Source organism: Brasilonema bromeliae SPC951 (genome assembly GCF_012912135.1).
Classification (GTDB): Bacteria; Cyanobacteriota; Cyanobacteriia; order Cyanobacteriales; family Nostocaceae; genus Brasilonema; species Brasilonema bromeliae.
In genome coordinates, this window is record NZ_QMEB01000340.1 from 1 (window position 1) to 4,690 (window position 4,690).

Sequence of the window (4,690 nt, forward strand, 5' to 3'; positions counted from 1 at the left end):
CGATCGCATTATCCAAACCCTCCCAACTCGAAGGCGGACCAATTTCCAATGTTGGCATTTCAATCACATTTGCACCAAATGAAGCAAGCACTTGGGTAAACTGGCTTGATTGTCCAGCAGCGCGTGTGACTACAATTGTTTTACCAGTCAGGGGGCGTGAAGAGGAAGAAAGGGCGAGGTTAGTCTGCATAGTTTAGGTGTGCCAAGTGTCAGCTACTGAGGAATTCTCTAATGATATTTTCTCAGGTTGCAGATAACCACGTAGCCCCACAACTTCACCAATCACAATCACCGCTGGCGATAACGACACACCGGATGTTTGCTCAAGTATATTTTCTAAAGTGCCTGTCCAGATTGTTTGTTGTGGAGTTCCTGCCCATCTGATAATGGCTATGGGAGTTAAGCGCGATCGTCCTTGTCGCACGAGGCGGTGTAAAATCTCTGCTAGATGCTGTCCTCCCATTAAAATAACCAATGTCTCTAACCGTGACAGCGCCTCCCAATCCAAAGCATCTGGATCATGAGCAGTAAACACAGCAAAACATCGACTCATAACTGGATCAGTCAGAGGTATTCCCGCCAGCAACGGTGCGGCTATTGCTGAGGAGATTCCTGGGATAACTTCAAATTCACAACCAGCTGCTTTCAACGCCTCAATTTCAGAACTACAGCGACCAAAAATAAATGGATCACCAGACTTGAGGCGAATAACTTGCTTTCTGTGCTGACAATACTTTACCAGTAACTCGTTAATTTCAGCTTGCGGTGTACTTGGTTGACCACCCCGTTTCCCCACATTCAGCTTCAAGCAATCAGAGGGTACACATTGCAACAGCTCAGCATCTACCAGAGCATCGTAAACCAAAACCTCAGCACTTGATAGCAGCTTGTAAGCCTTGAGCGTTAGATATCCTATGTCTCCAGGTCCCGCACCTACAATGTAGACTTTGCCCCTTTGTTCAGCCATGAGTTACGAATTATTCTTAGTCATTTTTTGAAGGATACGATTAATTTGTTCTGCTTTTTCTGGTTGACGCTGTGCTTGACATAAATCTCTCGCTTTTTGCAGAGTTGCGATCGCATCTTCTTTTTTTTCTTGTTGCATTAAAACATTTGACAGACGCAAATAAGCATCAACTTTTTTCGGAGCACGGTCAATCACTTCTTGAAACTGTTGCCTTGCTTCTTCTATTTTACCTTGCTGTATCAAAGTATCTCCTAGCAGCAAGTGAACAACGTCATTAGTCGAATTCAGAGCAATGACTTGACGAAAAGCTGCTTCAGCACCTTTGTAATCTTCTTGCTGATAAAGATTGATTGCTTTTTGAAAAACATTTGACGTTATCAAAGTTTTCCAGGAGAAATAACCCAAAAGTGCAATACTAGAAATTACGGCAGTTATGGCAATAATAGATATTGGTTGAAAGTTGTCAAACATAGTTCATATATAAAAGAGAATTTTTGCAAAAACCTGTATTTAGGATTTAGAACCACAGATTAACACAGATTAACACAGATGAATTATCTCTGTGACTCGGCACCATCCCAAATTTGAAAAAATAGAAAGCAGAAGCACACAAACTAACTCCAGTCCCCTACTGTTATAATTTTTACTATTAACTAAGTATAATAAGACTTTTTGGAAAATTAAATGTATCTATTTTAACAAGTATATACACGATGACAGATTGAGCAACAACATGATGATTGTTACAAAAATCGAAATAAAATCAGCTACTGTTTGTTTTGGCTATCAACTCGACGTAATTACTTATAATAGTTAAAACAAGGGCTGTTTACTCGAAAGTTTATACTAGAGTATTTTCATCTGGTGCGGGTAAAAATGAAAGAAATAAAAAATTTTATACCGATTTTATCTTTGTATTGCTTTCTATCTTTTGATCAGTTATCAGTCCAGAAGGTAGGAGATACGAAATGAGTCATCTAATCGGCGTAACACTCCGTAATCGATACAAAATATTCCAGTGTCTGGGGGGTGGGGGTTTTGGCGATACTTACTTGGCTCGTGATTTAGATTTACCAGGACAACCTTTGTGTGTCGTCAAACATCTCAAGCCAAAGGACTCAAGTCCTGCTGTTTTGGCGATCGCCAAAAGGTTATTCGAGACAGAAGCACAAACTCTATATCGCTTAGGCAATGCACACAACCAGATTCCCACATTGTTCGCCCACTTTGAAGAGAATGGGGAATTTTACTTAGTTCAGGAATTCGTTGATGGGCATGACTTGAAAAAAGAAATTATTCTGGGCAGTTCCAAGAGTGAGCAAGTAGTCTTTAAACTTTTGAAGGACATCTTGGAAGTTTTGGCATTTGTTCATCAACAAAACGTCATCCATCGGGATATTAAGCCACAGAATTTAATGCGGCGACGAAAAGATGGAAAAATTGTACTCATTGACTTTGGGGCAGTTAAGGAAATCAGTGCTTTGAAAGTCAACCCTCAAGGTGACAGTAGCTTGACAGTGCCAATTGGTACTCCTGGCTATGTGCCTATCGAACAACACTACTCTCGTCCCCAGTTCAGTAGCGATATCTATGCAGTGGGAATGATTGGTTTTGGTGCATTGACTGGGTTACACCCTAAACAGTTACCGCGAGATGCCAATAATGGTGAATTGTATTGTGCTTTGTTTCGGGACAGGATTAATGTTAGCCCCAGTTTTGCACAAATTTTAGATACGATGGTGCGCAACGACTATCGTCTAGGAGGCTCTGCCTCCTCTAGCGGCAGAGCCGCTTTGTCTGTATTCCCAGGTATAACCTGGGAACAAGGAAAATGTATAAATAAATTTAAAAAAAACATCTAAATGAATCAACAATTTCACCAATCATATAAATATCAAGTAGGGGGCAGTCTGCCAAATGATGCTCCCACTTATGTGCAGCGACAGGCAGATGTTGATTTCTATACAGCTTTGAAGGCAGGAGAATTCTGCTATGTCCTCAACTCCCGGCAAATGGGCAAGTCTAGCCTGAAGATACGAACGATGCGAAGGTTGCAGGCGGAGGGTTTTGCCTGTGTTGATATTGATATTACGAGCATTGGCACTGCGGAACTGACTTCTGAACAATGGTATGCGGGGATAATTAATGGTATTATTAATAGTCTGGAACTCTATGAAAAGTTTGATTTAAATACTTGGTGGTCAACTGAAGGTTTGCTGTCTCCAGTGAACCGATTAAGCAAGTTTTTTGAAACTGTGTTATTGCAGTTGGTGTCTAAAAATATAGTGATTTTTGTTGATGAAATCGACAGTGTTTTGAGTCTGAATTTTGAGAGAGATGATTTTTTTGCTTTGATTCGTGAATGCTATAACAATCGAGCGACAAAACCAGATTATCAACGACTCACTTTTGCGCTGCTTGGGGTTGCCACTCCCAGTGATTTAATTCAAGATAAACGACGCACTCCTTTTAATATTGGTAGAGCGATTCAACTAACTGGTTTTCAGTTACAAGAAGCTAAACCGTTGGCGGGTGGTTTGGCGGTGAAAACGAATAATCCAAAGGCAGCTATAACAGCAATTTTGGATTGGACTGGGGGGCAACCTTTTCTGACTCAAAAACTTTGCCAGATGATTCTTGATGCTGATGCTGCTATTCCAGAAAATAGAGTTGCTGAGTGGGTAGAGGAGTTGGTGCAAACTAGAGTCATTTATAATTGGGAATCTCAGGATGAACCTGAGCATTTAAAAACGATTCGTGACCGAATTTTACGAGGTGGTGGACAGCTTACAGGTAGGTTGTTAGGGCTGTATCAAGAAATTCTACAACACGAAGAAATTGCAGACGATAATAGTTTAGAACAAACCCAATTGCGGCTTTCCGGATTGGTAGTCAGACGTGAAAGCAAGCTGAGAGTTTCTAACCGTATTTATGCTGCTGTTTTTAACCAAATTTGGCTGCAACAAGCACTGAAAAACTTGCGTCCTTATGCACAAACACTTAGAGCTTGGGTAGATTCACGTTATCAGGATGAGTCGCGTTTGTTGCGGGGTCAAGCGTTGCAGGATGCCTTAGCATGGGCGGCTGGTAAAAGTTTGAGCAATGAGGATTATGAGTTTTTATCTGCTAGTCAAAAGTTAGATAAAAGAGAAATTGAAATTGCTTTAGAAGTTAAAGAAGAAGAAGGACGGATATTAGCACAAGCGAATCAGACTTTAACCAAAGCGCAACAAAAAGCTAAGCGGCGGATTCGCATTGGCGGTGCGATACTAGTGTTATGCTTAATTGGGGCAGTTATCGCTGGGATATTTGCAACTAATGCGTTTAAACAAGCGCAAGAGGCACAAGAAGGGACACAGTTAGAACGAGCAGGGGCTGCAGCTTTAGACCAGTTTGAGAAACAACATCAAGAAATAGAAGCATTACTGGTAGCGATGGATGCTGGACAAAAGTTGAAACAACTGGTGAAGAACGGACGACCTTTAGAAAAATATCCTGCTGCTAGCCCCATCCTCACTTTACAAACAATTGTTGACAACATCCACGAACGGGCACAACTCAAAGGGCATCAGAGCACGGTCACGAGTGCAGGATTTAGCCCGGATGGTCAACGCATTGTCACTGCATCAGATGACGGCACTGCCAAGGTGTGGCGGGTTGGCGGGTTGGATGATTTGCTGGCGCGGGGTTGCGACTGGCTGCAGGATTATTTTGTCACCCATC

General features: G+C 41.7%; 3 protein-coding genes and 1 pseudogene. 2 read left to right on the plus strand and 2 right to left on the minus strand.

The features are described from left to right. Together cobA and DP116_RS27075 are read right to left on the minus strand one after the other, a co-directional pair. Nucleotides 1-967, minus strand: a pseudogene (gene cobA / locus DP116_RS27070) (uroporphyrinogen-III C-methyltransferase); the annotation flags it as partial. Between the two features lie 3 nt (nucleotides 968-970). Then, nucleotides 971-1,438 carry a tetratricopeptide repeat protein gene (locus DP116_RS27075; protein WP_048871360.1) on the minus strand — a complete coding sequence of 156 codons (468 nt, stop codon included), beginning with the start codon at nucleotides 1,436-1,438 and terminating at the stop codon, nucleotides 971-973. A gap of 497 nt (nucleotides 1,439-1,935) precedes the next feature. Here DP116_RS27075 and DP116_RS27080 point away from each other — a divergent pair, with 497 nt between their 5' ends. Then, the gene (locus DP116_RS27080) at nucleotides 1,936-2,829 is read left to right on the plus strand and encodes a protein kinase domain-containing protein (RefSeq protein WP_169158078.1); all 894 of its coding nucleotides are present in this window, start codon (nucleotides 1,936-1,938) and stop codon (nucleotides 2,827-2,829) included. Continuing rightward, the coding region (locus DP116_RS27085) for an AAA-like domain-containing protein (RefSeq protein WP_211173535.1) at nucleotides 2,830-4,690 on the plus strand (1,861 nt) is incomplete at its 3' end.

Excerpts from the sequence above, each read along its gene's own strand:
- DP116_RS27075 (WP_048871360.1), bottom strand. The coding sequence starts at position 1,438 with ATGTTTGACAACTTTCAACCAATATCTATTATTGCCATAACTGCCGTA.
- DP116_RS27080 (WP_169158078.1), top strand. The coding sequence starts at position 1,936 with ATGAGTCATCTAATCGGCGTAACACTCCGTAATCGATACAAAATATTC.